Raw genomic sequence first — 24248 nt, 5'->3', positions numbered from 1 at the left:
GATCCTAAGGGTCAGGCCCGGCGCGCGCGGTACGCGGCCACGTTCAAGCGGTTGTTGCAGCCGTCGTCGCAGAATCGGCGGGAGCTGTTGCGGCTGAAGTCCACGAGCACCCCGGCACAGTCCGGCGCGGCGCAGCGCCGCAGCCGGTCGAGGGCGTCGGCGCGGACCACGTCGACCATGCCCATCGCGGGCTCGGCGAGGAAGCGCTCCGCGATCGGCGTCGCGTCGTTCCAGCCGTGCAGATGGTACGGCCAGTCGTCGTGCCGGACGAGCTGGGGGAGGACCGCCGCGTCGCGCAGCATCCGGTTCACGAGGTCGACGGTGCCGGCCTCGTCGCCCGCGAGGTCCCACAGACCGCGCAGGACGCGGCGCACGGCGTGCACGCGGTCCAGCTCGTCCTCACGCAGGGGGATGGGCCCGGTCCAGCCCCAGCGCTCCACGAAGGCGCGCAGCGCGGCGACGTCGGGGAGGCGCTCGGGGCGCTCCGTGCGCGCGTCGGGGGCGGTGTTCACCAGATCGGCGGCGCTCGCGAGGGCGGATCGGGTGTCGTAGGAGAACATGACGCTGCGAATGCTAACCGGATGGGCGTTGCGGTCGCTACTCTCATCGGGTGTCCAGCCCTCTTGGAATCACCCCCGACGACTCCCTCCGCCAGGGACTGCAGAGTCGCCACATCAGCATGCTCGCGCTCGGCGGCGCGATCGGCACCGGCTTGTTCGTGGCGTCCGGCGCCACGATCAGCAAGGCCGGCCCCGGTGGCGCGCTCCTGGCCTACGCGCTCATGGGCGTCATGGTCTTCTTCCTCATGCAGAGCCTCGGCGAGATGTCGGCGTACATGCCGTGCAGTAATCCGTTCGAGGAGTACGGCAGCCGGTTCGTCAGTAAGTCCTTCGGCTTCGCCGCCGGCTGGAACTACTGGTTCAACTGGTCGATCACGCTGGCCGCGGAGGTGGTGGCGGCCGGCCTGATCATGAAGTTCTGGCTGCCCGACGTGCCCTCGTGGGTATGGTCGCTGATCTTCCTCGCCGGCCTGTTGGCTCTGAACCTGTTCGCGGTGAAGGCCTTCGGCGAGGCCGAGTTCTGGTTCGCCTCGATCAAGGTGATCGCGGTGGTGATCTTCCTCATCGTCGGCGTGCTCATGGTGCTGGGTGTGGTCGGCGACGGCCCGGCCCCCGGCTTCTCCAACTGGACCATCGGCGACGCCCCCTTCGTGGACTGGCCGCTGGGCATGCTCTCGGTCTTCCTCATCGCCGGCTTCGCCTTCCAGGGCACGGAGATGATCGCGGTAGCGGCGGGTGAGGCGATCGAGCCCAAGAGCGCCATCCCGCGCGCGGTGCGCACGGTCTTCTTCCGCATCCTGGTCTTCTACATCGGCACGTTGACGATCATCGCCTTCCTCATCCCGTACACCAGTCCGGAGCTGCTGGACGCCTCCGAGGAGAACGTCGCGGTGGCGCCGTTCACCCTGGTCTTCAAGCTCGCGGGCATCGATGCCGCGGCGTCTATCATGAACGCCGTCATCCTCATCGCCATCCTCTCGGCCGGCAACGCCAGCCTGTTCGCCGCTACCCGCGCGCTCTACGGGTTGGGCGTCGAGGGCAACGCCCCGCGGATCTTCGCCAAGGTATCGAGGTCCTCGGGCGTGCCCTACGTGGCGACGGCGGCGACGGTTGCCATCGGCGCGCTGTGCTTCGTCACCAACTTCGTCGGCGACGGTGCCGCGTACACGGCGCTGGTCGCCGCCTCCTCCGTGGCCGGTTTCGTGACCTGGATCGGGATCGCCTGGGCGCACTACCGTTTCCGCAAGGCGTGGAACGCGCAGGGGCGTTCGCTCGATGAGCTGCCGTACAAGGCGTGGCTGTACCCCGCGGGGCCGATCGTCGCGCTCCTCATGTCCGTCGCGGTGATCGCGGGTCAGTACTACGTCGCGGTGCGCGGCGGCGAGAGCGGCGGCCTCGGCCTGCTGCTCACCACCTACGCCGCGCTCATCCTGTTCCTCGGGCTGTGGTGGGGGCACAAGCTCATCACCAAGGCGCCCACCGTCGACCCGAAGACCGCGAACGTGTCGCCCGTCGCCGCGGCCTCCGCACACCACGATCCGGATCGCGTGGGCTGATAGTCCGATCGCTCGATGACGGCGGATCGCTCCGACGGGGGCGGTCCGCCTTCGTTCGTTCGGGTGCGGTGCGGCGTCTGGGAGTGATACCCCTCGCATAGTCGACTGGCCTCATCGCAAGGCCGGCTTCCGGCCGGTGGCGCGTGATGCGCGCGACGCATCCCCTCACCGCAGAAAACGCTGTGAACTGCGACGATCGCGCGATGCGCCGGGTGTACCACCCTGCTGCAACCTCTCCTACCTCGGCGCTTGACGCCGTTCGGATCGCGGATCTACGCTGAGATCAGATCGAACAGAAGTTCTAGTCATGTCTTCCCCGTGGCTCGGCTTCCGCACTGATCGGTGACGCGGGATCCGAAGGTAGGGGAGGGGTGTGACATATGTCCGCACGTGTTCAGGCGATGGCCGGCAATCGCGAGGAGAAGCTGGCGGAGCTGCGCAAGCGGCTCGCGACGCTGCCGGAGAAGCATCGTCCGGCGAAGGCGCAGGCGCCCGTGGAGGCGCCGCTGCAGGAGGAATCGGCGCAGCTCGGCATGGGTGTGCTGCCGGTGCACGAGGAGCTGGCCCGGCTGCTGCCGGGCGGCGGCCTGCCGCGCGGCACGGTCGCGGAGCTCTCGGGCGCGGGCTCGCTCGCGGTCTCGCTGGTGGCCGGCGTCTCGCGGGCGGGATCGAGCGTCGCGCTGTGCGGCGTCTCCGGCTTCGGCATGGCCGCCGCACTCGAACAGGGGGCCGATCCGGAGCGCATCGCGCTCATCGCGGGCCCGCTCGCGGATCCGGTGGCCGTCGCCTCGATCCTGCTCGACGGTGCCGACGTGGTGCTGTGCGAGCTCGGGGGCATCGCGGTGCCGCCCAGCCGCGGCCGCGCCATCGCCGCCCGGGCCCGCTCCCGGGGCTCGATCCTGCTGGTCACCGGCGGCCGCTGGGAGGGTGCCGCGCTGCACCTCGGCGCGCGCGTGCAGGGCTACACCGGCCTCGGCGCCCGGCCCGGACGCGGCCGGATCCGTGGGATCGACCTGGTCTTCTCCGCCCGCGGCCGCGGCTGCGTCAACCCGCAGCGGGGCGCCGAGCAGTACTGGGGCGCCGAGCAGCGTCGAAGGGCGGCGGCGCAGTGACCGCGCAGCGCATCCTCGCCCTGTGGTGCCCGGACTGGCCGGCGGCCGCTGCGGCTGCGGACGCGGACCTGCCACCCGACGGCCCCGTCGCCGTCCTGCACGGTAACCGGGTCGTCGCCTGCAACGCTCCCGCCCGGGCCGACGGGGTGCGCCGCGGCATGAAGCGCCGCGAATCCCAGGCCCGCTGCCCGGGGCTGCACATCGCCCAGGCCGACGAGGGGCGGGACGCGCGGCTCTTCGAGCCCGTGGCCGGCGCCGTGGCGGCGCTGATCCCGCTCATCGAGGTGCTGCGCCCGGGGCTCGTGGTGATCCCGGCGCGGGGCGCGGCGCGCTTCTTCGGCGGCGAGGAGCAGGCGGCCGAGCGCCTGGTGGACGCGGCGTCCTCGGTGGGCGCGGAGTCGCTCGTCGGCATCGCCGACGAGGTCTTCACCGCGGCCCTGGCCGCCCGGCGTGGGGTCGTCGTGCCGCCGGGGGAGTCGGCGACCTTCCTCGCCCCGCTGCCCGTAGCCCAGCTGGGGGCTGAGCCGGCGCTCGCGGGCGGCGACCGCACCGAGCTCCTCGATCTGCTGCGCCGGCTGGGGCTGCGCACCGTCGGCGCCTTCGCCGAGCTCACCGCGACCGACGTGGCCACCCGCTTCGGCACCGACGCGATCGCCGCGCACCGGCAGGCCCGCGCGGTGCCGGACCGGCCGCCGTCCACCGCGGCCCTGCCGCCCGGGCTGGAGGTGGAGCTGCGGCCCGACCCACCCATCGACCGGGTCGACGCGGCGGCCTTCGCCGGCCGCGCCCTGGCGGCGGAGCTGCATGGCAAGCTCTCCGCGGCGGGCGTGGCATGCCTGCGCTTGGAGGTCTCCGCGATCGCGGAGAACGGCGAGCGGCACAGCCGCATCTGGCGCTGCGCTGAGCCACTCACCCCGGACGGCACCGCCGACCGGGTGCGCTGGCAGACCGACGGCTGGCTCACCGGAGGCCGGTCCGTGAAGAGGGGTGGGGAGGGCGGCCCGGGCGCCCCGATCTCCCTGCTCCGGCTCGAACCCGTCGAGGTGGTCGACGCCGGCGCGCTGCAGGCGGGCATGTGGGGCGACGATGCCGACGGTGCCGCCCGGTTCCGTCGCGCCCTGGTCCGGGTGCAGGGCCTGCTCGGCGGCGAAGCGGTGCGGATGGGCGTGCGCAGCGGCGGCCGCGGCCCGGCCGAGCGGGTCACCTGGGTCCCGTTGGGCGACGAGGTGGTCCCGGAGCGCGATCCGGCCGCGCCGTGGCCGGGGCGGATGCCGGAGCCCGCGCCGTCGGTGCTGGTCACGGGCGCCGCGGTCACGATCACCGACGCTGCGGGAGCGGCTGTGCGGGTCACCGAGCGCGGCGTCTTCACGGGTGAGCCCACACACCTGGTGTGGGGCTCGCGCGACTGGTCGCTCAGCTGGTGGGCGGGGCCGTGGCTGATCGACGAGCGCTGGTGGGCGTCCGACGGCGCCGCCGAGCCGAGGGCCCGTGCCCAGGTGCTGCTCGAGCCCGCACCGGGGCGTGACGACGGGCGGGCGCTGCTGCTGCAGTACGCCGGGAGCTGGGAGGTGGAGGGGGTGTACGAGTAGGCGGGATCAGCCCGCGCTGCCCGAGAAGGCCACCGAGAGGTACGGGTTCGTGTCGTCCGACGGTGCCACCCGGAACCGGTTGCGACGGTGCCTCGCCCGCTTCCCGGACGTGAGCGCCGTGCCCTCGGGATCCTCGGAGGCGTCCTCCTCCTCGTCCACGGCGGCAGGCGGCATGACGCGGTGGTGGCCCTCGGCGGGAGCGTCCTCGGTGACGATGTCCTCGACGGGCTCCTCGGCCGCGACTTCGGAGGCCACCGGCGCCTCAGCCGCGATCGCCTCCCGGCGGCGCACGCGATGGGCGACGGCGAGGGCGACCAGGTAGGTGACGGTGCCGGCCGCGCCGCCCACGACGAGCGCCCAGGCGAGCGGCCGCGCGATGCCGGGATCCGGCGCCGGGGCGGGCGCGCTGGTCACGGACCGCAGCCGGGTCTGCGTCAGAGCGAGCTGACCGTCGATGGCGCCGAGCGCCGTCTTCAGCTGTCCCACGCCGGTGGTCAGGTTGGTGACGGAGGCGTTGACGTCCTTGCGCGCCGAGGCCAGCTTGGTCAGCCCGTCCCGCAGCTGCCGGGCGGCGCTGCGCGCGGAGGTGAGCGACGCGTCGGCGTTGGCGGAGGCGCTGCTCAGGCTGCTCGTCATGGTCGCGAGCGTGCTGCGCATGCCGGCCACGTCGTCGAGCGCGCCCACGCCTTTCGAACCGGCGAGCGCGCGGTCGAGCTGCGCGACGGCCTCGGCCGACCCGGGCGACGGGTGCTCGATCAGCCGCCCGCGCAGCGCGACGAGCGCGGCCCGGGTGCCGGCCGCCACCTGCTGCAGACCTTGCGTGCGTTCGAGCGCACCGCCGAGCGTGGCGGTCGCCCGGTTCACCTGGTTCAGTGCGGCGGAGAGGGAGGAGGCCTCGTCGAGTCCCGAGACCAGCTGTTCCGCACCGGTTTTGGCTGTGTCGATGCTGTCGAAGATCTGCGGCACCGAGCTCGCCGAGGTGTTCAGCCCGTTCCCGGCGGAGGCCACGGCGTTCGACAGCAGGCCGAAGAGCGCGCGCGACTCGTCGGCCGCCTTGAGGGCGACGCGCGTGTTCTCGGCGTTCTCCCGCTCCTGGGCCGGCGCGGGCGGAGTGGTCCCGGCCGCGATGAGGAAGGTGGCGCCGCCGGCGACGAGCGTGATCAGCACGGCGAGCAGCGCGGTGCCCGTGAGGGCCCACGCCGAGCGGGCCGCCGCGCGAAGCGGGCGGGTCAGCGTCGAGGTCATGGCCTCAACCTTAACGTGAAGTTGAGACTTTGGTGAAAAGATAACGGGGAGAGTTTCTTTGATATCGCAACCTATGTGAGGCTTGGGGTGAGCTATCCGCCCGGGCGGTTGACCGTGCCCATCATCAGGGGCAGTCCCGTCGCCGTGTCGACCACCGAGTACGCGAAGGCGCGGTCCACCACGAAGGGCGCGGGTCCCGGCGCCGGCTCGGGGGTCGGCGCCGCGGTCGCGGTGTCGGAGGCGGTGCCCTTCTCTCCCACGGTGAGCACGGCGGCGGCGCGGGCGTCGGCCAGCCACGGCGATCCCGGGGCCACGCCGTCCAGGCCCGGGCCCGCGAACAGCCCCGTCAGGCCGGCGTCCCGGAGCGGGTCCGCGAGCGCGGCCCAGGTGGCGCTGCGCCACTTCGGCAGGCTCACCTCGTGCGGGGCCGACGGTGCCCCCGCCAGCGCGAGCCTGGCCGCGGTGAACCTGCTCTCGCTCGCCGCGTCGGCGAGCGGCGTCCCGGGGGCGGGCAGCACGATCTGCAGCGCGAGCGTGGTGCCGTAGTCGAGCTGAAGAGCCGAGAAGCCCTCGCCCGCGGCGACCCGCGCGGGCACTGTGCCGCGCATGGTCAGCGGGTCGAGCACGGCACCGTCGGCGGCGGTGAACGGCGCGGGCCGGGTGCGGGCGGCGTCGAACGGGAAGCGCCACGCGGCCGCGAGGTAGGCGGTGGTTGCGGCGGCGAGGCGGGTGCCGGCGTCGGTGCGCAGCGGCGCGGAGGTGAGGCTGCTGCCGGTGTTCACCGCCGCCCACTCACCCAGCGGTTCGCCCACGCCGAGGCCGAAGTCCATGGGGTAGACGCCGGTGTCGTAGGAGGCCGACAGCGTGTCCAGGTACTCGGCGCGCACCCGGCGGTCCTCGGGCTGCTTCGCGGTCAGCAGCGCCACCTGCGACTGGAACAACGGCGTCGCGGGCGGCGTGCCGGCGGGCACGGTGCCCGGGTCGCCCGCCCATTGCGCAACCTGGCCGGTGAGGGCCGCCATCGCCCGCGGCAGATCCTTCGCGGCGCCGAGCCCGGCACCGTCGAGCTGCGCGGCGGTCTCGCCCTGCGACCCGGCCCGAAGCATGCCCAACAGGCTCAGGACGGACCAGGGCGAGACGGCGGTGCTCCCGGCCCGGGGGTCGCCGGCCGCGAGCCGCGCGCCGAGGCGGGTGGCGGTGGAGACCAGCGCGGTCACGTCGTCGCGCGTCTCGTCGATCCCCACCTGCTCGAAGGCGGTCTTGGACCGCTCGAGAGAGAGGGCCCGCGGCGCCGACGGCGCGCCGCCGCACGCCGCGAGGGTCCCCGCGACGAACAGCGCCACCGCGGCGCGCCGGATCTGCATGAGGGCCATCGTACGGCCCCTGCTCAGGCGCCTGCGCGCTCCAGCAGGGCGCGTCCGTTGTGCCACAGCACCTTGCGCATCCACTCGTCGCCGAGGCCGAGCCGGGCGAGCCCGAAGAGCTGGTGTGCGTAGTCGTACGGGATGTTGGGGAAGTCGCTGCCCAGCACCACCTTGTCGGAGAGTGCGCCGAGCCGCTCGACGTAGCCGGGCGGCATCGGCGCGGTGCGCTCGGTGAAGTCGGTCGCGGCCATGGTGGTGTCGAGGTACACGTTGGGGAAGCGCTCGGCGAGGTCGGCGAACCGGTCGTACTCGGGCATGCCGAGGTGCGCGATGACCAGTGTCAGCTCGGGGTGCCTGCGCAGCACCTCACCGACGCGGTCGGGACCCGTGTACGGACCTTCGACGGGGCCGGATCCGGCGTGGATCACCACCGGGATCCTCGCCGCCGACAGCACTTCCCAGGCGGGGTCCAGCAGCGGATCGTCGGGCGCGAAGACGCCCACCTGCACGTGTATCTTGAACAGGCGCGCCCCGTCGGCGACGGCCTGCGCGACGTACTCGCCGACCCCGGGCTCGGGGTAGAGCGTGGCGCAGTGGATGCCGTCGGGCACGCGGCGCGCGAACTCGGCGCACCAGTCGTTGAGCCACACCGCCATCCCGGGCTTGTGCGGATAGGTGAGCGCGGGGATCGCCGTCACGCCCATGCCGCGGATCAGCTCCAGTCGCGTGTCCTCGTCGAACCGGTACCGGATGGGCCACTCACGGCCGTACTCGGAGCTCGCGCGGTCGAAGAAGTCCCACACCTTGAGCAGCATCGGCTCGGGCAGGAAGTGCACGTGGATGTCGGCGAGACCGGGGATGCCGAGGGCCTCCAGATAGGCGGGGATCTCCGCGTCGGAGGCCGGCCCCGGCGTCGTGCTCGGACTGCTCATACCGGTCAATGTACCCACGTCGGTGAGGCGCCGTTCACCGAAATGCGGAGCCGGTAAGCTCGTCCTCCGACGTGATGTTCGGGGGTGTGTGATGGCGGACGCGGGGAGTACCCGGTGGTTGTCCGATGAGGAGATGGCGGCGTGGCTGCCCCTTATCCACGTGGCGATGCGGCTGCCGGCCAAGCTGGATACGCAACTGCGGACCGACTCCGGCATCACCCATTACGAGTTCATGGTGCTCGCGCAGCTCTCCCAGGCTCCGGACCGCACTCTCGGGCTGTCGGCGCTCGCCGAGGCCGCCAACTCCTCGCCCTCGCGGCTGTCGCACGTGCTGCGCAAGCTCGGCGAGCGGGGCTGGCTGGTTCGGCACGCGGAGGGGCGCTCCGCTTACGCCGAGCTCACCGACGAGGGCTTTTCCGCGCTCGACGGTGCCGCGCGTGGCCACGTCGAGGAGGTGCGCCGGCTGGTCTTCGACCATCTCACGGCGCGCGATGTCACGGCGCTGCGGGCCGTGCTCTCCAAGGTCACCCCGGGCCTCGTCGACGAGGCCTGATCGGCTCGCTGGCCCGCTGTGGGCGTGTCGAGTGCAGTCGCGCCAGTAGTGCTCCAAGGGTGTTCGGCGTCCATCCCTGAATCGAACGTATGAACGTATGAACGTATGATCGTGGTGTGGGATGGAGCAACGGGCCGAGCTGGTCGGAGATGGAGCGGGTGCTCTCCGGGCGGGCCCCGGTGCGCCGGGCGGAGGAGCCGCCGGGCGACGGTGGCGATTCTCCGGCCTGGTCCCGCAAGCGCGAGCCCTACGTTCCGCCCGATGGTGGTCCGGGGCTCTCCCGGGTGCCCTACGCCGAGTTGCACGCGCACACCGCCTTCAGCTTCCTCGACGGCGCCGCGCAACCGGAGGAGATGGTCGAGCAGGCGCACGCGCTCGGCCTGAAGGCCCTTGCGGTCACCGACCACAACGGCTTCTACGGGGTGGTCCGGTTCGCCGAGGCGGCCTTGGAGCTCGGCGTCCCCACCGTCTTCGGGGCGGAGTTGTCCCTGGAGCACGACGCCGAACGTACCGGCGCGGAGGACCCGTCCGGCGAGCACCTGCTCGTACTCGCTCGCGGCCAGGAGGGGTATCGCCGCCTCTCCCGCGCCATGGCGGAGGCGCACATGGAAGCGGGGGAGAAGGGGCTGCTGCGCTTCCACCCGGACCGTCTCGCCGAGTGGTCCGGCGGGCATTGGCACATCCTCACCGGCTGTCGCAAGGGCGCGGTCCGGCGCGGCCTCGCCGCCCGGGGGCCCGACGGTGCCGCCGCCGCCCTCGCGCAGCTCGTCGACCGGTTCGGCGCGGGCCGAGTGAGCATGGAGCTCACCGTGCACGGCGTCCCCGAGGACGACGAGCGCAACCACCTCCTGGCAGGCGTCGCGGCGCAGATGGGGGTGGGCACCGTCGCCACCACGGGGGCGCACTTCGCCCGTCCCGGCCAGCGCCACCTGGCGTCGACGCTTGCTGCGATCCGCGCCCGCCGCAGCCTGGACGAGCTGGACGGCTGGCTCCCCGCCGCGGGCGGCGCCCACCTGCGCTCGGGCGACGAGATGACGCTGCTGCTGCCCGAGCATCCCGGCGCCATCGCCGCCGCCGCCGAGCTCGGTGCCGAGTGCGCCTTCAGTCTCAAGCTGATCGCGCCGAACCTGCCGCCTTTCGATGTCCCGTCGGGCCACACCGAGGCCACCTGGCTGCGTGAGCTGGTGCGCCGGGGCGCGCTGGACCGGTACGGCCCGCCGGAGTCGAATCCGCAGGCGTACCGGCAGATCGAGCACGAGCTGAACGTGATCGAGACGCTCGCCTTCCCCGGCTACTTCCTGATCGTGCACAGCATCGTCGAGTTCTGCCGGCGCAGCGACATCCTGTGCCAGGGCCGCGGCAGCGCCGCCAACTCGGCGGTCTGCTTCGCGCTGGGCATCACGGCGGTGGACCCGGTGCGCAACAAGCTGCTCTTCGAGCGCTTCCTCGCCCCCGAGCGCGACGGCCCGCCCGACATCGACGTGGACATCGAGTCCGACCGCCGCGAGGAGGCGATCCAGTTCGTCTACGCGAAATACGGCCGCGAGTACGCCGCGCAGGTCGCGAACGTCATCACCTATCGCGGACGGTCCGCGGTGCGCGACACCGCCCGGGCGCTCGGTTACTCGCAGGGGCAGCAGGACGCCTGGAGCAAGCAGATATCCAGCTGGGGGTGGCGGAACGATCCGGTACCCGAGGGGATCCCGGAGCGGGTGGTCGAGTTGGCCGCGCAGATCGCCGACCTGCCGCGGCACCTGGGCATCCACTCCGGCGGCATGGTGATCTGCGACCGTCCGATCGCCGACGTCTGTCCCACCGAGTGGGCCCGCATGGAGAACCGCAGCGTGTTGCAGTGGGACAAGGATGACTGCGCCGCCGCGGGTCTGGTGAAGTTCGACCTGCTGGGCCTCGGCATGCTCAGCGCGCTGCATTACGCGAAGGACCTCCTCGTCGAGCACAAGGGCATCGACGTGGACTTCGCGCAGCTCGACCTCGCGGATGAGAACGTCTATGAGATGCTCTGCCGCGCCGACTCCGTAGGCGTCTTTCAAGTGGAGTCGCGCGCGCAGATGGCCACGCTGCCGCGCCTGAGGCCGCGGACCTTCTACGACCTGGTGGTGGAGGTCGCCCTCATCCGGCCCGGCCCCATCCAGGGCGGCTCGGTGCATCCGTACATCCGGCGTCGCAACGGGCTCGAGAAGCCGGCGGTCGAGCACCCGTCGATGTGGAAGACCCTCGAGCGCACCCTGGGCGTGCCGCTCTTCCAGGAGCAGCTCATGCAGCTCGCGACCGACGTGGCCGGCTTCTCCCCGGCGGAGGCCGATCAGCTGCGCCGCGCCATGGGGTCGAAGCGCTCCACCGAGAAGATGGAGCAGCTGCGGCAGCGCTTCTACGACGGTGCCCGGCACCGGCACGGCATCGAGGGCGAGGTGGCCGACCGGATCTTCGAGAAGCTCGCCGCGTTCGCCAACTTCGGTTTCCCCGAGAGTCATTCGCAGTCGTTCGCGTCGCTGGTCTTCTACTCCTCGTGGTTCAAGCTCTACCATCCGGCGGCCTTCTGCGCCGCGCTGCTGCGGGCCCAGCCGATGGGCTTCTACTCGCCGCAGTCCCTCGTCGCCGACGCGCGGCGTCACGGCGTCACGGTGCACGGGCCGTGTGTGAACCGCAGCCTGCCGTGGGCGAATCTGGAGAACGTGGGGATGGAGGTCCGGCTCGGGCTGGCCGCGATCCGCACCATCGGCGACGACCTCGCCGAGCGCATCGTCGGCGAGCGGGATGCGCACGGCCTCTACGCCGGCCTCATCGACCTCACCGCCCGCGTCGAACTCACGGTCGCCCAGTCGGAGGCACTCGCCACCTCCGGCGCGCTGGACTGCTTCGGCCGGGACCGGCGGCAGGCGCTGTGGGAGGCCGGCGCCGCCGCCCGCGAGCGCCCGGACCGGCTGCCGGGCACGGCCACCGCGGGCGCCCCGCCCACCCTGCCGGGCATGAGCGAGACGGAGCTCGCGGCGGCGGACGTGTGGGCTACGTCGGTCACCGTCGGCAAGTACCCCACGGAGTTCCTGCGGCCCGCCCTCGACCGGCTCGGCGTCGTCCGGGCCGACCGCCTGCTCTCGCTGCCCGACGGTGACCGCGTGCTGGTGGGCGGGGCCGTCACGCATCGGCAGCGCCCCGCCACCGCGGGCGGCGTCACCTTCATCAACCTCGAGGACGAGACCGGAATGGTGAACGTGGTGTGCAGCCAGGGGCTGTGGGCGCGGTACCGGCGGCTCGCGCAGTCGGCACCCGCGCTGCTGGTGCGGGGGAAGCTGCAGAACGCGGAGGGCGCCGTGACCGTCGTCGCCGACCGGCTGCAGCGCATGGACCTGTCGGTGCCCTCCCGGTCCCGCGACTGGCAGTGAGGGTAGCCTTGGGCAAGTGATGGAGGAGGCGTACGAACCGGACCGCACCACGGCACCGGAGTTGCGCGAGGTGCTCGAGGAGCTCCGCCGCCGCGAACCCCTCTTCCACGGCCCCTGCTGGCGCTCGCTGCAGGACTTCGACGACGCGGTCGCGCAGGATTTCTGGGAGGTCGGCGCCTCGGGGAGGCGGTACAGCCGCGAGCACGTCCGCGCGGCGATCGCCGCGCGGATGACGGCGCCGCAGGACGAATCAGGCTGGGAGGCTGCGGAGTTCCAGGTGCGGGCCATGGGGGCTTCCGTCTACCTGCTCACGTACTCTCTGGTGCAGGGGGAGCGCGTCACCCGCCGGCTCACCGTGTGGCGACGCCGGGAGAACCGGTGGACGGTGATGTTCCATCAGGGCACCCCGGTCGAGGAATCGGCGGATTCCTGAGTCGCGATCCGCTCAGCGCATCCTCGGCGCGGAATCGGCTGATTCTCACGACGACAAGGCGGTGAGAGCCGCGTCCCGGCCGATCTCGACGGCGCGGGAGATCAGCGGACCGTCGCCGGAGAGCCTGCCGACGGCCGGGCTCCCGGACGGAACCCAGACCTGCAGCACCTCGGCGGCGCCGGGCGCGGCCGGAGCCGGCGCGGGGGCGGCCCGCCTGGCGGTGAAGTAGGCGTCCAGCACCCACTGCTCCGCGCGCGAGGAGCGGGGCGCCGCGTCCTCCGAGGTGGTGCGCAGCACCAGCAGGTGCGTGGCGCCCTGGTCGATCGGGGTCGCCAGCGGCACTTTCTCGGCGAGGCCGCCGTCGAGGAACTCGCGCCCGGCGAGCCGCACGGGCGGCCCGGCGAGCAGGGGGAGGGCGGTCGTCGCGCGCAGTGCGGTGCGCAGCGTCGCGGCGTCGGTGACGTAGGGCGCGAGATCGGCGACCCGACGGGTGTGTGCGTCGACGGCCAAGGGGTGCAGCGAGATCGGGCTGGCGAGGATGGCGGCGAAGTTCATCGGCGTGACGTCCGAGTAGACCCGGTCCACCAGGTGTTGCGTGTCCACCACGACGCCGCCGCGCAGCGCCCGCCGCGGGTGCACCACCCGCTCGGCCAGCACCTCCTCCCAGCCCCACGACGGCAACCATCGCCGGCCCTCGCCGGAGACCAGCCACGCCGCGTTGAGGCCGCCGCCCGAGGTGCCGTAGACCGCGTCGACGGCGGGCAGCAGGCCGAGCTCGTCGACCGCGATCGCCATTCCCGCGGAGTACGCGGAGCGCGAGCCGCCGCCCTCGATGCACACGGCGATCCGCAGACCGTCGGAGCGTTGTCCCGGAGGGCTTCCGGAGGCGAGCCGCGCCCGCAGCGCCTCGAGCACCGTCATCGGGCCGGCACCCCGTACCCGGCGAGGCCGAGGGTGTCCGTCAGCCGGTACGTCCAGGCGCTGATGCCGCCCTCCTGGTTGCCGCCGACGGTGGTGACGCTGTCGCCCGACACCGCGACGACGAAGTTGGTGTGCTGGCGCATCGTCGGGTGCTCCGGCGTGTACAGCACCACGTCGCCAGGCTGCGGCCGGTACGCGGCCGCCGACTCCAGCTTCCCTGCCTTCTGGAAGTACTCGGTGAGCGTGTACACGCCAGGGATCCGCCAGGTCCCGGAGTTGGGATTGTGCAGCGGCAGGCCGGAATCGCGGAGCACCGTCGAGACGAAGTCGGCGCACCAGGGCTCCTCGACGCCCTCCGAGTAGTAGGTGCCCGGGCGGTTGGCGTCGAACTCGCGGCGGACGTTGTCCAGGATCCGCACGCGCGCAGGATCGAGGCCCGCGGTCGAGACGGCCGGGTAGACGCGCGGCTTCAACTCGGCGGGCAGGTGCTTCGTGAGCGGCGTCTCGTGGGCGCTCGAGAGCCACACCACGCCGCCCGCGAGTACCACGAGCGCGGCGACCACCGCGGCGGCGACGAGCCCTGCCTTCCTCAACCCCATGAATTCACTGTACTCATTGGTGAACCTGCGATCATGGAGCGATGAGTCCGCGCACAGTGACCTGCACGATCAAGCCGGGGAGCCGCAGGGGCCCCGCCGTGGAGGTCGACGATGCCGGCGCGCTCACCCTGTTCGTCCGCGAGCCGGCCACTGAGGGGAAGGCCAACAAGGCTGCCGTCGAGTTGCTCGCCTCCCACCTCGGTGTGCCGAAGTCCCGCGTGCGGCTGATCGGCGGACAGACGAGCCGGCTCAAGCGGTTCAGTGTCGACGACTGAGGCGCCCGCCGGTGGCCGCGCGGCGGCGTGGCATGCTGGACGTGCAGCTGGTATGTCGCGCCGAAGCCTCGGGCCGCGACAACTCGGTGCCGCGGGGAGCCGCGGGTCGAGAGGGAACCCGGTGGGAATCCGGGACTGTCCCGCAGCGGTGAGCAGGAACGAAAGTCGCGACGAATGCACTGGGCCGCAAAGCCTGGGAAGCAGCGACCGGTAGGAGCCCCAGGGGGCGCGCCTGTGAGTCCGAATACCTGCCCGCTGTACCGGACGCGCCGCGTCCGGTGGTGTGCCGCCTCGTGGACCGGGCGTGCGACCGTACTCGACGAACGGACGTCGTACGCCGACGGTCCGCGAGTCGTGCGTACGTGCGTCCGGACGGGTGGCCCGCCCTGGCTACGCACGAAAGGAACGGTCCCGTAGTGACCGCACCGAATTTCACCCGCACCGTCCTCGGTGTTCCCCGTATCGGCCCCCGTCGTGAGCTCAAGCGCGTGATCGAGGGCTTCTGGAAGGGCGCCGTGAACCGCGCCGAGCTCGAATCGACCGCCGCGGGCCTGCGGCGCGCAGAGTGGGCTCGGCTCGTAGACGCCGGGCTGGATTCCGTCCCCACCAACACCTTCAGCTACTACGACCAGATGCTCGACACCACAGAGCTGCTCGGCGCCCTGCCGTCCCGCGTCGCCGGCATCGAGGATCCGCTCGATCGGTACTTCGCCGCGGCGCGCGGTACCGCCGAGGTCACCCCGCTCGAGATGACGAAGTGGTTCGACACGAACTACCACTACCTGGTGCCCGAGATCGGGCCCGCCACCGCGTTCTCGCTGCACCCGGAGAAGATCCTCGCCGATCTCGATGAGGCGATGGCGCAGGGCGTTCCGGCGCGCCCCACGGTCGTCGGTCCGCTCACCTTCCTCGCGCTCGCCAAGCCGGTCGACGGTGCCGGCGAGCCGCTCTCCCGTCTGGACGAGCTCCTGCCGCTGTACCGGGACCTCCTGGCGCGGCTGGCTGCCCGGGGCGCACAGTGGGTGCAGATCGACGAGCCGGTGCTCGTGACAGAGGCGGGGCTCGGACTCGCCGGTGACGCGGCCCGGGTGTACGGGGAGCTCTCCACGGCGGCGGACCGGCCGTCGATCCTGGTCGCCACCTACTTCGGCTCGCCCGGCCCGTCGCTGGCGGCCTTGGCGGGCTCCGGGATAGAGGCGATCGCCGTCGACCTGGTGACCGATCCGGGCACCGTCGACGAGGTCGTCGCCACCCCGGGACTGCAGGACAAGCTGCTGGTGGCGGGTGTCGTCGACGGCCGGAACGTATGGCGCGCCGACCTCGACGCGGCCCTCGGAGCGCTCGGGACCGTGCTCGGCTCCGCCGCGGCACTCGCCGTCAGCAGCTCGTGTTCGCTGCTCCACGTGCCCTACACGGTGGCCGCCGAGACCGCTCCGGAGCCGGCCGGTGCCGAGGGAGTCCGGTCCTGGCTGGCGTTCGCCGCGGAGAAGGTCGAGGAGGTCGTGACGCTGTCGCGTGCCCTCACCGATGGCCGGGAGGCCGTGGCGTCCGAATTCGGTCGCAGCGCCGCCGTCCGGGCGGCCCGTCAGGCCGATGCGCGCCTGAACGATCCAGCGGTGCGCGAGCGCCTCGCGGCACTGCGCGCCGCCGGGACGGGCCGTGCTGCCGCAGCCGACCGCGCTGTGGCCCAGCGGGATCGGCTGGGGCTGCCGCTGCTTCCCACCACCACGATCGGCTCGTATCCGCAGACCGGCGCCATCCGCGTTGCGCGTGCGGACCTGCGCGCCGGGCGGATCGACGAGGCGGAGTACGTGCGGCGCATGCGGGCGGAGATCGCCGATGTCGTCCGGCTGCAGGAGGACCTCGGCATCGACGTGTTGGTGCACGGCGAGCCCGAGCGCAACGACATGGTGCAGTACTTCGCCGAGCGTCTCGACGGCTTCCTCGCGACGGACTTCGCGTGGGTGCAGTCGTACGGCACCCGGTGCGTGCGCCCGCCGATCCTGTTCGGCGACGTGCACCGCCCCGAGCCGATGACGGTCTCCTGGATCACATACGCGCAGAAGCTCACCGACCGTCCAGTGAAGGGCATGCTCACCGGCCCGGTGACGATCCTCGCGTGGTCCTTCGTCCGTGACGACCAGCCGCTGGCAGCGACGGCCGATCAGGTGGCGCTCGCGATCCGCGACGAGACGGTCGACCTCGAGGCGGCGGGCGTGAAGATCATCCAGGTCGATGAGCCCGCGCTCCGGGAGCTGCTGCCCCTGCGGTCGGCGGACCGGCCGGCCTATCTAGACTGGGCCACGGGCGCCTTCCGGTTGTCCACCTCGGGCGTCGTGGACGACACCCAGATCCACACACACCTGTGCTACTCGGAGTTCGGCGACGTCATCGGAGCCATCGCTGACCTCGACGCGGACGTCACCTCGATCGAAGCAGCCCGCTCGCGGATGGAGATCCTGGACGACCTCAACCAGGCCGGTTTCGCGAACCAGGTGGGCCCGGGCGTGTACGACATCCACTCGCCGCGCGTTCCTGCGCAGGACGAGGTCGAGGCGTCCCTCCGTGCGGCGCTGGACGCCGTTCCCGCGGAGCGGCTCTGGGTCAACCCGGACTGCGGCCTGAAGACCCGTGGCACTCAGGAGACCGTGGCCTCGCTGCGGAACCTCGTGGCTGCGGCAAAGGCGGTGCGCGCCACGCTCTAGCGAGCGAAGGGGCCGAGCGCGGTTCGCGCTCGGCCCCTTCGGGTCGTTCTTTCCTTGATCAGCCCTCGATGACGGCCACCAGGTCGCCGCCGTCGACCTGGGTGGCCCCGGCCAATGCGACGCGGGTGACCGTTCCGGCGACGGGGGCGGTGATCGCGGCCTCCATCTTCATGGCCTCGATGGTGGCGATCTGGTCGCCGACCTCGACGGTGGACCCCGTGTGGACGGTGGGGGTGACCATGCCGGCGAACGGGGCGGCCACGTGGCCGGGGTTGCTCTTGTCCGCGCGTTCCGCTGCCGGGATGTCGGCCTTGACCGAGTTGTCGCGGACGGCGACGGTGCGCAGTTGGCCGTTGAGCGTGCACACCAGGGTGCGGTTGCCGTGCTCATCGGGCTCGCCGACCCCGTCGAGCTTGATCAGCAGCTCGACGCCCGTGGCGAGCTGGACCCGATGTTCCTCGCCCTGCCGCAGCCCGTAGAGGAACTGGTTGGTCGACAGCTTCGAGACGTCGCCGAACTCCGCGCGGTGTTCGGTGAACTCCCGCATCGGCCCCGGGAACAGCAGGCGGCTCAGGGCGGCCCGCCGCTGCTCGCTCGTGCCGGCCAGTTCGGCGGCCTCCTCGGCGGGAACCTCGGTCACGGGCGTCGCTCCCGCGCGCCCCTCAAGTGCGCGGGTCCGCAGCGGCTCGGGCCAGCCTCCCGGCGGGGTCCCGAGTTCGCCGCGCAGGAAGCCGATCACGGAGTCGGGGATGTCGTACTTGCCCGGGTCGGCGGCGAACTCGTCCGGGCTGACGCCGGTGCCGACGAGCGCGAGCGCGAGGTCGCCCACGACCTTGGATGACGGGGTCACCTTGACGAGCCGGCCGAGCATGCGATCGGCTGCGGCGTAGGAGTTCTCGATGTCCTCGAACCGCTCCGCGAGGCCGAGCGCGCCGGCCTGCTGCCGCAGGTTCGATAGCTGCCCGCCGGGGATCTCGTGGTGGTAGACCCGCCCCGTCGGGGCCCTGAGGCCGGACTCGAAGGGCGCGTAGGCCCCGCGCACCGCCTCCCAGTAGGGCTCGAGCGCGCAGACCGCGTCGAGATCGATTCCGGTGTCGCGCTCGGTGTGCGCGGTCGCAGCGACGATGGATGACAGCGAGGGCTGGCTGGTCGTGCCCGACAGGGGCGCGGCGGCGCCGTCGACGGCGTCCGCCCCCGCCGTCCACGCGGCGAGGTAGGTGGCGAGCTGCCCGCCGGGGGTGTCGTGCGTGTGTACGTGCACGGGCAGGTCGAACTCCTTCCGCAGGGCCGTGACCAGCGTCGTGGCCGCGGCGGGGCGCAGCAGCCCCGCCATGTCCTTGATCGCCAGGACGTGCGCACCGGCCTTCACGATCTTCTCCGCGACGCCGAGGTAGTAGTCGAGCGTGTACAGGGACTCGCCCGGGTTCGACAGGTCGCCGGTGTAGGAGAGCGCGCCCTCGGCGACCGCGGTGTTCGTGGCGAGGACGGCCTCGATGGCGGGCCGCATCTGCTCGACGTCGTTGAGCGCGTCGAAGATCCGGAAGACATCCACGCCGGTGGCGGCGGCCTCGGCAACGAAGGCGTCGGTCACCGCCTGCGGGTACGGGGTGTAGCCGACCGTGTTGCGGCCGCGCAGCAGCATCTGCAGGCAGATGTTGGGCAGGCCCTCCCGGAGGGTGGCGAGGCGCTCCCACGGGTCCTCGTGCAGGAACCGCAGCGCGACGTCGTAGGTCGCGCCGCCCCAGGCCTCCACGGAGAGCAGCTGGGGCGTGAGCCGCGCTTCGTAGGGGGCGATCGTCGCCAGCGCGGAGGTGCGGACACGGGTCGCAAGCAGCGACTGGTGCGCATCGCGGAAGGTCGTGTCCGTCACCGCGAGTGCGGTCTGCGCGCGCAGGTCCGCGGCGAAGCCGGCGGGGCCGAGGCGCTCCAAGCGTTGCTTCGATCCCTCCGGCGCGGGAGCCGAAAGGTCTACTGCGGGGAGCTTGTCGACCGCGTAGACCTTCGTCGGCCGCACGCCGTGCGGCTTGTTGACGGTGACGTCGGCGAGATAGCGCAGGATCTTGCTCGCGGTGTCCGAGGAACCCCGCGCGGTGAGCAGCTCCGGGCGCTGCTCGATGAACGACGTCGTCACCTCGCCGGCCACGAAGGCCGGATCGGCGAGGACCGCCTGCAGGTACGGGATGTTGGTGGCCACGCCGCGGATCCGGAACTCGGCGAGGGCGCGTCGCGCACGGACGATCGCGGTGGCCCGGTCGCGCCCGCGCGCGGTGAGCTTGACCAACATCGAATCGAAGTGGGGGCTGATCTCCGCGCCGACCGAGGTGCCGCCGTCGAGCCGGATGCCGGCGCCGCCGGGGGAGCGGTAGGCGGTGATCCGGCCGGTGTCGGGGCGGAAGCCGTCGGTCGGGTCCTCGGTCGTGATGCGGCACTGGAGCGCGGCGCCGTTGAGCCGGATCTGGTCCTGCGTCAGGCCGAGCTCGGGCAGGGTGGCACCCGCCGCGATCTTCAGCTGGGCGGCGACCAGGTCCACATCGGTGACCTCCTCGGTCACCGTGTGCTCCACCTGGATCCGCGGGTTCATCTCGATGAAGACGTGCCGGCCTTCCGGGTTCACCAGGAACTCGACGGTGCCCGCGCAGCTGTAGCCGATCTCCTTCGCGAAGTTCACTGCATCGCTGCAGAGCCGCTCGCGCAGTTCGTCGGAGATGTTCGGTGCCGGCGCCATCTCGATCACCTTCTGGTGGCGCCGTTGCAGGGAGCAGTCGCGCTCGTAGAGGTGGATCACGTTCCCGGCGCTGTCCGCAAGGATCTGCACCTCGATGTGGCGCGGGTCGATCACCGCCTCCTCGAGGAAGACCGTCGGATCGCCGAACGCGGATTCCGCTTCCCGCGAGGCGATCTCGATCGCATCACGGAGGCCTTCGATCGCCGCGACGCGCCGCATGCCGCGCCCGCCGCCACCCGCGACGGCCTTGACGAAGACGGGGAAGTGCATGTCCTGCGCGGCCGCGAGGAGTTCGCCGATGTCCGACGACGGAGCCGACGAATCGAGCACCGGAAGTCCCGCCGCCCGCGCCGCCGCGATCGCTCGCGCTTTGTTACCGGTCAACTCCAGCACGTCTGCCGACGGCCCGACGAAGGTGATGTCGTTCGCCGCGCACGCCGCCGCGAGATCGGGATTCTCCGACAGGAAGCCGTACCCGGGATACACGGCGTCCGCCCCGGCCTGGACCGCGATCCGAATTATCTCCCCGACGGTCAGGTACGCGCGGACCGGATGGCCCTCGGCGCCGATCTGGTACGCCTCGTCCGCCTTCTGGCGGTGCGGGGAGTTCCGGTCCTCGTACGGATAGACGGCCACGGTCTTCGAGCCGCTCTCCACCGCGGCGCGCAGGCCCCGGATCGCGATCTCACCACGGTTGGCCACCAGGACTTTGTTAAACATACTTTGCTACCACCGGTCTTTGTGGGACTCCGACGTACTCGCTCAGCGGCCGAATCAGTGCGTTCGCCGCTGCCTGCTCGATGATATGGGCGGTCCACCCGGTGATGCGAGACATCACGAAGATCGGGGTGAACACCTCCGTGTCGAAGCCGAGCAGGTGGTACGCGGGCCCCGTCGGGAAGTCGAGATTGGGCTTGATGCCGGTGGCCTCGTCCATGGTCGCCTCGAGGATCTCGTACATCCGCACCCACCTCTCCCCGTCAGTGCGCGCCGCGATGTCGAGGAACGCCCGCTTCATCGTCGGGACCCGCGAATCGCCGTTCTTGTAGACGCGGTGACCGAAGCCCATCACCTTCTCCCTGCGGTCGAGCTTGCCCCGCAGCCACGCCTCGGCGTGAGTGGGATCCCCGATCTCCTCCATGTCGTGCATGACGGCCTCGTTCGCACCACCGTGCAAGGGGCCCTTGAGGGCGCCGATCGCGGCGGTCACGGCGCTGTACATGTCGGACAGTGTGGACGCGACCACTCTTGCGGCGAAGGTCGACGCGTTGAAGCTGTGTTCCGCATAGAGGATCAGTGATACCTCGAAGGCGGCGACGAGCGCGGGCTCCGGGACCTCGCCGAAGCACATGTGCAGGAAGTTCTCGGCGTAGCCGAGGCGGGCCTCCGGCGGGATCGGAGCGAGGCCGTGCCGGCGACGGTGATCCGCCGCGACGATCGTGGGGAGGACGGCCAGCATGCGTAGGCCCTTCCCCCGTAGTGCTTCCGGTGACGAGTCCCACTCGTCCGGGTCGTCCGCGCCGAGGTAGCTGATCGCCGTGCGCACGACGTCCATGGGGTGACAGGTGACGGGTAGCCGAGCGATCAGCTCGAGCAGCGACCGGTCCGCGACCCGCGCGGCGCGTTCCGACGTCTCGAAGCGGACCCGCTCCTCGGGGGACGGGAGTTCGCCGTTCCACAGCAGGTACGCGACCTGCTCGAAGGAGCAGTGGGCCGCCAGGTCCTGGACGGCGTAGCCGCGATAGGTGAGCGAGTTGGTCTCGGGAACAACCTTGGATACGGCGGTGGTGTCGACGACGACGCCGGCGAGGCCCTTGTAGACGGTCGGACTGGTCATCACTGGCTCCTGGACAGGGTGAAGTTGAAGATGCCGGAATCGAAGTCGTTGTACCGCTCGTACTGCAACAGCTCGTACAGGCGGCTCCGGTGCTGCATGCGGTCCAGCAGCCCGGACTGGGTGCCCTGCGCGGCGATCTCGCGCAGGCCCGCCTCGGTGGCGAACATCGCCAGGCGCAGCGTGGTGACCGGGTAGATCACCGCGTCGTAGCCGATCGACTCGAGCGTGCCCGCATCGATCAGGTCGGACTTGCCGAACTCGGTCATGTTCGCGAGCAGCGGGGTTTCCACCGCCGATCGGAACCTCTCGAAATCGGCTGTGGTGTAGAGCGCCTCGGTGAAGATCAGATCGGCGCCGGCATCGGCGTACACCTTGGCGCGGTCGATCGCGGCGTCGATGCCCTCGATCCCCGCGGCGTCGGTCCGGGCGCAGATCACGAAGTCCGGATCGCGTCGCGCCGCGACCGCGGCACGCAGACGACGTACCGCCTCGTCGACGGGGACGACGGCCTTGCCGTCCAGATGGCCGCACCGCTTGGGGTTGACCTGATCCTCCAGGTGCAGGCCGGCCAGGCCGGCCTCCTCGAGGATGGTCACGGTGCGCGCCGCACTCATCGGCTCGCCGAAGCCGGTGTCCGCGTCCACGAGCGTTGGCAGATCCGTGACCCTGGCGATCTGCTGGGCCCGGGTCGCCACTTCGGTGAGGGTGGTCAGCCCGATGTCCGGCAGGGCGAGATCAGCGGCGACGACGGCGCCGGAGACGTAGACGCCCTCGAAGCCGAGCTCGGTGATCAGCTTCGCGGTGAGCGGATTGAAGGCCCCCGGCAGCCGGACGATCCGATCGGAGGCCAGGCCGGCACGGAAAGCCTTGCGCTTGTCGTTCGCAGACGCCGTCGCGGCCAGCAGGCCGCCGACGCCGGAACCGCTGCTCATCAGAACAGTCCTGGGGCGAGCTTCGGCGTGCGAGCGAGTACCTCGTCGGAGACGGTGAAGGTGAGCTGATCGAGCTCGCCGGCGGCGAGGCTCGGGGTGCGCTGCGCGACGTCGAGGAAGCGGTCCTGCTCGGTCCTCTCGATCACCCCGTCGGCCAGGATCCGGAACTTCTCGATGTACTGCTCGCGCGCGAACGGACGGGCGCCCAGCGGGTGCGCGTCGGCCACGGCGAGTTCGTCGACGATGACCTCGCCCGACGTGAGCGTGATCTCGGCGCGGGCACCGAAAGCCTTCTCGGACGGGTCCGGCGAGTGGTAGCGCCGGGTCCACTCGGGGTCCTCGGCGGTGGAGATCTTCTTCCACAGTGCGACGGTGTCGGGGCGCTGAGACCGCTCGGGGGCGTAGGACCGCTCGTGGTGCCAGCCGCCGTCCTGCAGCGCGACGGCGAAGATGTACATCACCGAGTGGTCCAGCGTCTCGCGGGAGGCGTGCGGATCGAACTTCTGCGGGTCGTTCGAGCCCGTGCCGATCACGTAGTGGGTGTGATGGCTGGTGTGCAGCACGATCTTCTCGATCTGCTCCAGGTCGCCGACGCGCTCGCGCATGCGCCGAGCCAGGTCGATGGGGGCCTGGCTCTGGTACTCCGCCGAGTGCTCCTTGGTGTACGAGTCGAGGATCGCGCGCTTGGCCTCGCCCGGACCGGGCAGGGGCACGTCGTACCTCGCCTCGGGACCGCCGAGGAGCCAGGCGATCACGCCGTCCTCGCCCTCCCAGATCGGTGACGGTGCGCCCTCGCCGCGCATCGCGCGGTCGACGGCCTCGACCGCCATCTTCCCGGCGAACGCCGGTGCGTAGGCCTTCCAGCTCGAGATCTCGCCCTTGCGCGACTGGCGGGTCGCGGTCGTGGTGTGCAGCGCCTGGCCGATCGCCTGGTAGATCGTCTCGGCGGGCAGGCCGAGCAGGGTGCCGATGCCGGCGGCGGCGGACGGGCCGAGGTGCGCGACGTGGTCGATCTTGTGCTCGTGCAGGCAGACGGCGCGCACCAGGTCGATCTGGATCTCGTAGCCGGTGGCGAGGCCGCGGATGAGGTCGGCACCCGTCGAGCCGCGGTGCTGCGCCGCCGCGAGGATAGGGGGAATGTTGTCGCCGGGGTGGCTGTACTCCGCGGCGAGGAAGGTGTCGTGGAAGTCGAGCTCGCGGACGGCGGTGCCGTTCGCCCACGCCGCCCACTCGGGGGAGAACCGGCCCGGTACACCGAAGACCGTCGCGCCGGGGGAGTACGGGTGCGAGACCGCCTGCGCGCGGGCGTTGGCGACCGGTCGCCGTGTCACCGAGGCCGCTGCCACCGACGCGTTGTCGATGATCCGGTTGACGACCATCTCCGCGGTATCGTCCGGGACCGCGACCGGGTCGGCGGCGACCTGGGCGATCTTCCACGCGAGATGTTCCTCGCGGGGAAAGGTCTCAGCTGAGCGGTGGGTGCGCACGTGGTGCGTCTGCACGTCGGGT

18 protein-coding genes and 1 riboswitch are annotated in these 24248 nt (G+C 71.7%); of the genes, 8 read left to right on the top strand and 10 right to left on the bottom strand.

Translation table 11 applies throughout. The features are described from left to right. Positions 1-11: 11 nt before the first annotated feature. Complete coding sequence (locus HNP44_RS00370) at positions 12-560, bottom strand: CGNR zinc finger domain-containing protein (protein ID WP_259143887.1); 549 nt, start codon at positions 558-560, stop codon at positions 12-14. A 50-nt stretch (positions 561-610) separates the two neighbouring features. Here HNP44_RS00370 and HNP44_RS00365 point away from each other — a divergent pair, with 50 nt between their 5' ends. From HNP44_RS00365 to HNP44_RS00355, 3 genes are all read left to right on the top strand, one after another. Continuing rightward, positions 611-2116: an amino acid permease gene (locus HNP44_RS00365; protein WP_310437646.1), complete on the top strand. Its 1506-nt coding sequence runs from the start codon at positions 611-613 to the stop codon at positions 2114-2116. Positions 2117-2496: 380 nt separating this feature from the next. Then, positions 2497-3228 (top strand): hypothetical protein, encoded by a 732-nt coding sequence (locus tag HNP44_RS00360; RefSeq protein WP_259143885.1) that lies wholly within the window; start codon positions 2497-2499, stop codon positions 3226-3228. Next, the gene (locus HNP44_RS00355; RefSeq protein WP_259143884.1) at positions 3225-4817 is read left to right on the top strand and encodes a DNA polymerase Y family protein; all 1593 of its coding nucleotides are present in this window, start codon (positions 3225-3227) and stop codon (positions 4815-4817) included. The genes HNP44_RS00360 and HNP44_RS00355 overlap by 4 nt, the downstream gene beginning before the upstream one ends. A 6-nt stretch (positions 4818-4823) precedes the next feature. On the opposite strand, the gene HNP44_RS00350 is transcribed toward HNP44_RS00355, so the two are convergent. From HNP44_RS00350 to HNP44_RS00340, 3 genes are all read right to left on the bottom strand, one after another. Further along, positions 4824-6062 carry a hypothetical protein gene (locus HNP44_RS00350; RefSeq protein WP_259143882.1) on the bottom strand — a complete coding sequence of 413 codons (1239 nt, stop codon included), beginning with the start codon at positions 6060-6062 and terminating at the stop codon, positions 4824-4826. 92 nt (positions 6063-6154) lie between these two features. Beyond that, on the bottom strand, positions 6155-7426 hold the full coding sequence (locus HNP44_RS00345) for a serpin family protein (RefSeq protein ID WP_259143880.1): 1272 nt from the start codon (positions 7424-7426) through the stop codon (positions 6155-6157). Between the two features lie 23 nt (positions 7427-7449). Next, a complete protein-coding gene (locus tag HNP44_RS00340; RefSeq protein ID WP_259143879.1) occupies positions 7450-8358 on the bottom strand; it encodes an amidohydrolase family protein in 909 nt (302 codons plus the stop codon). 91 nt (positions 8359-8449) lie between these two features. Here HNP44_RS00340 and HNP44_RS00335 point away from each other — a divergent pair, with 91 nt between their 5' ends. The 3 genes from HNP44_RS00335 to HNP44_RS00325 all read left to right on the top strand — a co-directional run bounded on the left by HNP44_RS00335 (position 8450) and on the right by HNP44_RS00325 (position 12745). Further along, a complete protein-coding gene (locus tag HNP44_RS00335; RefSeq protein WP_259143877.1) occupies positions 8450-8911 on the top strand; it encodes a MarR family winged helix-turn-helix transcriptional regulator in 462 nt (153 codons plus the stop codon). Between the two features lie 116 nt (positions 8912-9027). After that, positions 9028-12312 carry an error-prone DNA polymerase gene (locus HNP44_RS00330; RefSeq protein WP_259143875.1) on the top strand — a complete coding sequence of 1095 codons (3285 nt, stop codon included), beginning with the start codon at positions 9028-9030 and terminating at the stop codon, positions 12310-12312. A gap of 19 nt (positions 12313-12331) precedes the next feature. Beyond that, positions 12332-12745: a nuclear transport factor 2 family protein gene (locus tag HNP44_RS00325; RefSeq protein WP_259144257.1), complete on the top strand. Its 414-nt coding sequence runs from the start codon at positions 12332-12334 to the stop codon at positions 12743-12745. Positions 12746-12790: 45 nt separating this feature from the next. On the opposite strand, the gene HNP44_RS00320 is transcribed toward HNP44_RS00325, so the two are convergent. Together HNP44_RS00320 and HNP44_RS00315 are read right to left on the bottom strand one after the other, a co-directional pair. After that, complete coding sequence (locus HNP44_RS00320; protein ID WP_259143873.1) at positions 12791-13666, bottom strand: patatin-like phospholipase family protein; 876 nt, start codon at positions 13664-13666, stop codon at positions 12791-12793. After that, positions 13663-14265 (bottom strand): CHAP domain-containing protein, encoded by a 603-nt coding sequence (locus HNP44_RS00315; protein ID WP_259143872.1) that lies wholly within the window; start codon positions 14263-14265, stop codon positions 13663-13665. The genes HNP44_RS00320 and HNP44_RS00315 overlap by 4 nt, the downstream gene beginning before the upstream one ends. A 41-nt stretch (positions 14266-14306) precedes the next feature. On the opposite strand from HNP44_RS00315, the gene HNP44_RS00310 reads away from it, so the two are divergent. Then, complete coding sequence (locus HNP44_RS00310) at positions 14307-14540, top strand: DUF167 domain-containing protein (RefSeq protein ID WP_259143871.1); 234 nt, start codon at positions 14307-14309, stop codon at positions 14538-14540. Positions 14541-14625: 85 nt separating this feature from the next. Next, a riboswitch (cobalamin riboswitch) is annotated at positions 14626-14793 on the top strand. Positions 14794-14956: 163 nt separating this feature from the next. After that, entirely contained in the window at positions 14957-17245 is a 2289-nt protein-coding gene (metE, locus tag HNP44_RS00305) for a 5-methyltetrahydropteroyltriglutamate--homocysteine S-methyltransferase (protein WP_259143870.1), read from the top strand. Positions 17246-17303: 58 nt separating this feature from the next. Here metE and HNP44_RS00300 read toward each other — a convergent pair whose 3' ends face one another. Genes HNP44_RS00300 through prpD form a run of 4 tightly spaced genes read right to left on the bottom strand, consistent with a single transcriptional unit; the run spans position 17304 to position 24241 of the window. Next, complete coding sequence (locus HNP44_RS00300; protein WP_259143869.1) at positions 17304-20690, bottom strand: pyruvate carboxylase; 3387 nt, start codon at positions 20688-20690, stop codon at positions 17304-17306. Beyond that, positions 20683-21807, bottom strand: coding sequence for a bifunctional 2-methylcitrate synthase/citrate synthase (locus HNP44_RS00295; protein ID WP_259143868.1), 1125 nt, complete (start codon positions 21805-21807; stop codon positions 20683-20685). The genes HNP44_RS00300 and HNP44_RS00295 overlap by 8 nt, the downstream gene beginning before the upstream one ends. After that, positions 21807-22739, bottom strand: coding sequence for a methylisocitrate lyase (prpB, locus tag HNP44_RS00290; RefSeq protein ID WP_259143867.1), 933 nt, complete (start codon positions 22737-22739; stop codon positions 21807-21809). Before prpB ends, HNP44_RS00295 begins: the two co-directional genes overlap by 1 nt. Next, positions 22739-24241, bottom strand: coding sequence for a 2-methylcitrate dehydratase PrpD (gene prpD, locus HNP44_RS00285; protein ID WP_259143865.1), 1503 nt, complete (start codon positions 24239-24241; stop codon positions 22739-22741). The genes prpB and prpD overlap by 1 nt, the downstream gene beginning before the upstream one ends. Positions 24242-24248: the final 7 nt, after the last annotated feature.

The sequence above is a fragment of the Tsukamurella ocularis genome (assembly GCF_024807615.1).
In the GTDB taxonomy this organism is placed as follows: Bacteria; Actinomycetota; Actinomycetes; order Mycobacteriales; family Mycobacteriaceae; genus Tsukamurella; species Tsukamurella ocularis.
The sequence above is the reverse complement of the archived record's forward strand: the minus strand, read 5'-3'. Positions and strand labels throughout refer to the sequence as shown.

What these genes read in the sequence shown, in the direction of transcription:
- HNP44_RS00370 (WP_259143887.1), bottom strand. Translation starts at nt 560, where the DNA reads ATGTTCTCCTACGACACCCGATCCGCCCTCGCGAGCGCCGCCGATCTG.
- HNP44_RS00345 (WP_259143880.1), bottom strand. Translation starts at nt 7,426, where the DNA reads ATGCAGATCCGGCGCGCCGCGGTGGCGCTGTTCGTCGCGGGGACCCTC.
- prpB (WP_259143867.1), bottom strand. Translation starts at nt 22,739, where the DNA reads ATGAGCAGCGGTTCCGGCGTCGGCGGCCTGCTGGCCGCGACGGCGTCT.
- HNP44_RS00325 (WP_259144257.1), top strand. Translation starts at nt 12,332, where the DNA reads ATGGAGGAGGCGTACGAACCGGACCGCACCACGGCACCGGAGTTGCGC.
- HNP44_RS00335 (WP_259143877.1), top strand. Translation starts at nt 8,450, where the DNA reads ATGGCGGACGCGGGGAGTACCCGGTGGTTGTCCGATGAGGAGATGGCG.
- HNP44_RS00320 (WP_259143873.1), bottom strand. Translation starts at nt 13,666, where the DNA reads ATGACGGTGCTCGAGGCGCTGCGGGCGCGGCTCGCCTCCGGAAGCCCT.
- HNP44_RS00350 (WP_259143882.1), bottom strand. Translation starts at nt 6,062, where the DNA reads ATGACCTCGACGCTGACCCGCCCGCTTCGCGCGGCGGCCCGCTCGGCG.
- HNP44_RS00300 (WP_259143869.1), bottom strand. Translation starts at nt 20,690, where the DNA reads ATGTTTAACAAAGTCCTGGTGGCCAACCGTGGTGAGATCGCGATCCGG.
- HNP44_RS00360 (WP_259143885.1), top strand. Translation starts at nt 2,497, where the DNA reads ATGTCCGCACGTGTTCAGGCGATGGCCGGCAATCGCGAGGAGAAGCTG.
- HNP44_RS00340 (WP_259143879.1), bottom strand. Translation starts at nt 8,358, where the DNA reads ATGAGCAGTCCGAGCACGACGCCGGGGCCGGCCTCCGACGCGGAGATC.
- HNP44_RS00315 (WP_259143872.1), bottom strand. Translation starts at nt 14,265, where the DNA reads ATGGGGTTGAGGAAGGCAGGGCTCGTCGCCGCCGCGGTGGTCGCCGCG.
- HNP44_RS00295 (WP_259143868.1), bottom strand. Translation starts at nt 21,807, where the DNA reads ATGACCAGTCCGACCGTCTACAAGGGCCTCGCCGGCGTCGTCGTCGAC.
- HNP44_RS00310 (WP_259143871.1), top strand. Translation starts at nt 14,307, where the DNA reads ATGAGTCCGCGCACAGTGACCTGCACGATCAAGCCGGGGAGCCGCAGG.